General features: G+C 33.9%; 1 protein-coding gene. It reads right to left on the bottom strand.

Features of this window, described 5'->3' with window-relative positions; genetic code table 11:
• Positions 1 to 1,227 precede the first annotated feature (1,227 nt).
• Entirely contained in the window at positions 1,228 to 3,750 is a 2,523-nt protein-coding gene (locus F6K54_RS41545; protein ID WP_293090339.1) for a GAF domain-containing hybrid sensor histidine kinase/response regulator, read from the bottom strand.
• Positions 3,751 to 4,019: the final 269 nt, after the last annotated feature.

Here is a 4,019-nt window from a genome sequence, read left to right as displayed (position 1 = left end):
GTAAGCAGTATCAATAATTATAGAAACTTTCACATATATAGACTACAGTTGCTAAAGCATTTTTTTACTCCCTATTCCCTTATTTATAAGTAGGGCTTGCTGATTAAATATCAAAGCATTTACTGATATTGGTAAGTGCCTTTTTTGGCCTTTGAAAAGTGCAAGCTTTTCGGTCTAAATAGCTGCATAAAGCTAGTATTTTGGGATGATTATGGCAGAAAAATTACTCTTACAATTTTTACGACTACCTCCTCTATAATTTCCATTTATCCTGTCTCCTACCCCTACCAACAGACTTTATTCAGCAAACCCTAAGTATTCAACCGGACATGATATTATTTAGTCAGTCAGTAAGCATTTCCTGCGGAATGCTGCGCAAACAGCTATTATATTATGTCTGGATAAGAGCGTGATAAAAAAACTTTCTCCTTCTTTTCTTCTTTCTTCCCTCCTGAATTGCAGAATTGCTGAGTAAGCATTCAGCTATTAGCTGTCAGCTATCAGCAACAAGACTCTCTCCTTAAAGATAGTGTTTAAATTAACAACTGACTTTAAGGGTAAGGAAGCCAAATTTTGTAGTAAGACAATTAATCAGGACTTACGCAAAGGCACTATTTATAGGGATTAAGTACTATTGGACAATAGTTTTGAGCGCTATATATAGCGTATATGTGTAATACCAATTTGATAAATTTTTGCTACAAATAGTTAGGCTATTTCTTAGGAGTCAGGAATCAGGAGTCAGGAGTCAGAATAAATAGTTTCAATAGCAGTTTTGAGCTAATAAATTCTATTTTTTGTCAAAGGGAGACTTCCTGCATTTGTCTTTTTCTCACGCTTATTATTCGTAACATTCTTTTTTCAAAATGGTATAAGTCCTATTAATAAAGCTTTTATCCTAAATTAAAAGCAATAGCTGATAGCTGATAACGCAGTTCCTCCGGTAGGAGGCTGGCTGACTGCTGAATGCTTACATTGCATAATTGCTGAATTGCTGAAGGGAGGAATAATTGATAATTTATGGGTAATATTATGTCCGGATAATTAGTGATAAAAAAACTTTATCCCTTCTAATCTTTTCTTCCCTTCTGCCCTCAGCATAGCAACATAGCTGCCTTCATTTCTCCAAAGTGTAACTATTCAACCGGACATGATATAAGAATTGATTTGATTTGGGATTTTTGGAGATGTCTAATAGCTGATAGCTGATAGCTGACGGCTGAATGCTTACGTCAGTAAGTCTATCATTTTACTCAATAAATATTCGAGGTTAATTGGTTTAGTCAAACATTCATCTGCACCAACAGCATAACAAGATTCTGAATCTATGTATGTATCAAAAGTAGTTAATGCCAAAATTTTGAGTTTTTTACTACTATTTGTTTGGCGTAACTGCTGAATAATTTCCACACCATCTATTCCTGGTAATTGCATATCTACAATTACAGCAACAGGCTGCAACAAAATAGTTTGCTCCACTGCTGTAGAACCTTCTATTATCCATACAACTTTTAATCCTGCTGCTGTCAAAATATCGCAAATTAATGTAGCAATATCTTCTTCTTGCTCAATCAATACTACGCTACCTTGCAAGGATAAAATATTAGGTGAATTTTCTTCTTTTTGTTTTAATTCTTCGTTTTTTAATGTGAGTGTTTGTGCTGGTAATTTTACGGTAAAAGTAGAGCCAAAATTAACAGCAGATTCTACTTCAACTATTCCGCCATGAAGTTCTACTAATTGTTTTGTTAAAGCTAGACCTAAACCCGTACCACCTTGCTGACGATTATAAGGAGAATTTAGTTGTTGAAATTTTTTAAATAATAATGATTTTTGTTCTTCAGAAATTCCTACACCGGTATCTTCTACTTGAAAAGTTGCTGTATTTTTATCTCTTATAACTTTAAGTATGACACTCCCCCCACTAGGAGTAAATTTAATTCCGTTGCTGACAAGATTAAAGAGAATTTGTTTAACTCGCCTTTGGTCTGCGGTAAATAGATCTAATTGTGGATTTATTGTTTGTTCTAAAGTGAATTTTACTTCGTTTTTTTCTGCTTTTTCTCTAAAAGTTTTCCAGACTTCATAACTTAATTTAGAGAGAGAAAAATCACCAATCTTTAAAACGGCTTTGCCAGCTTCTACTTGAGATAAATCTAGAATATCATTTATTAATTCTAGGAGATGTTCGCCACTATCATGGATTATTTGTAAATAATCTCTTTGCTTTTTTATTGGTATTGCTTTAGCTCCTCTATTGCCATAAGACCAACGTAAAAGAGTTGAAGAAATGCCAATAACACAAGTGAGAGGAGTGCGTAATTCATGGCTCATTGTGGCTAAAAATTCACTCTTAGTACAATTCGCTGATTCTGCTGCTTGTAGAGCATCATAAAGTTCTTGAGTCCGTCTAGCTACTTGCTTTTCTAAGGTTTGTTTTTGCTTTTGTAGTTCTTCATATAATTGAGCTTGGTAAATAGCGATCGCTAAGTGTTCTGCAATTTTTTTGATAAATCTTTTTTCATTATCTTGCCACTCTCGAATAGAACAGTGATGGGCAATTAATAATCCCCATAATTGTCGATCGACTATAATTGGTACTACTAATTTTGCTTTAACTTGATGTTGTTGCATCAATTTTACTAAGCAAGGAAATTGACCATAAACTACTTCTATATCAGATATGTCATGAACAGAGACTTTACTATATTTAGTTATAGAGTTATGAGGAGGAAAAAAGCAGTTTTCTTCTTCAGTCAATCCTAATACTGAAGAAATATTTTCTGATGCCAATGCTTCATATTTAACATATCCTTTTTGTTGATTTTTAGATGTAATATTATTTGTCAATGATAAGGAATTATTGAACTGATAAATTAATAATCTATCAACTTGAATTGATTTTTGAACTTGCTCTACTGTAGTGGATAAAATTTCTGGGAGTTCAAAATTTTTACTGATTTTAGTTGTTACTTGATTCAGAAGTATTTCTTGTTCTAGTTGTTGGCTTAGAGCTTGTTCAATGGGTTGACATACTAATGGATATTGTTGATTATTCAGTGTTGAATCTGGTCCTGATAATCCATCAAGATCGACTTTGGAATCATCTATTGATAGGAAGTTTGATTTCTGAGAATAAGATTTCTTTTTCTTGATTCTTTGACTATTTGTTTGCTCTAAAATAGGAGCTATATTTTCATGAGAAGTCAATAATTTTAGTAATTTCAAGGTAAATTCATCCTGGAGATTCGTATTATTGACTTTCAGGTTACTTATTTTAGATTTAATTTGAGAGGCGATCGCTGAGTTACTATTGTCTTCCTCTATAATATTTAAAATCTGGTATACAAAAAGTTTGATTGTCTCTGGGTCAAAAGTTAAACCTGCATTAAATTTTAAATTTCCCACATTTTCCCTTGAAAAAGGAAAGGTAAAAGAGTTAGATTGGGAATTATTCTCTTTTTGTCGGTTTTCTATCTTCTGACTCTGATTGTCTAATGACTCCTTGACTATTGTGCCCCACAAAAGTCCATTAAACTCCTCTGAAATAACTACTGTAAATTTTAGGTCTGGAAATTTATGAGATTTAGTGGTCGCAAGTATATCTTCTGTAATTAATATAGTCTTCAAACCTTGAGTTGTTTGTTGCAATAGCTTACTTAAAAGCTCAAGGATATTTAAAGGTAAAATTAAGTTTGGTTTTGCAGGTGGAAACTGGGCATCCCCGGTGATTTTGGATAAAATGGCCATAAGAATATTCAGGACCAGGACAAAGAGTATTGCTTATGTTATTATTAAGCACTTTTTTAGATTTTAGATTACTTAATCTAACCTTTGACATCCTCCCCGGCTGTTAGGCACGGGGATTCCTACCGAGCCGTAACTCCTCGGTGGGTTGACGTCTCACAGGCTGCTGCTACCTTGGCGGTAGTCTTACACTTGCCTCCACGTCCGTTTTTCGTCTCCGAATGCCCTCCGGCGACTAATATATTTATCGCTGCGTTTTCGTCTCTATCGTG

The organism is Okeania sp. SIO3B5 (assembly GCF_010692555.1).
Lineage (GTDB): Bacteria > Cyanobacteriota > Cyanobacteriia > Cyanobacteriales > Microcoleaceae > Okeania.
Note: the sequence above shows the minus strand (reverse complement) of the source record. Positions and strands in the feature narration are given on the sequence as shown.